Here is a 544-nt window from a genome sequence, read left to right as displayed (position 1 = left end):
AGACTTTTTTGCCGTGCTCTGTTACGTCACCGTTGTCGTCTAATGCACCCATCGCTTGCAAACACAGAAGTGCGGCGTTCAATGACTTTTCAGGAACCGCATCAAGAAAGTGCAGCTCAGATAAACGATAGCCACAACACGCCGCCGCAAGCATGGGCTCTACCAGCTCTTCACGATGCAACTCCGGTGGCGTGACCAGCTCTAATGGAGCATGTTCGCCAAATAAACGGATACAAGTGCCTTCTGCTACGCGCCCTGCACGCCCCATTCGCTGTGCTGCACTAGCTTTTGAAATGTTGGTTAATGTGAGAGCAGTACGTCCGTTGCGCTGAACCGTTCTTCGCTCCAAACCGCTATCAATCACAACGCGGATGTTAGGAATGGTAAGCGACGTTTCCGCGACATTGGTTGCCAGCACCACTTTGCGCTGCGCTTGAACAGTTAAAGCTCGATGTCGCTCTTCATCACTGACCGAGGCATGAAGCTTCACCACAAGCACATCATCCAAGTGCTGTAACATCTGCGCGCACTGAGTGATCTCTTT

General features: G+C 51.7%; 1 protein-coding gene. It reads right to left on the bottom strand.

The features are described 5' to 3' along the window. Positions 1-544, bottom strand: a 544-nt coding sequence (locus R7O13_RS30100) for a helicase-related protein (RefSeq protein WP_318305621.1), incomplete at both ends; no start/stop codon positions are given.

The organism is Vibrio sp. Y176 (assembly GCF_033438945.1).
The sequence above is the reverse complement of the archived record's forward strand: the minus strand, read 5'-3'. Positions and strand labels throughout refer to the sequence as shown.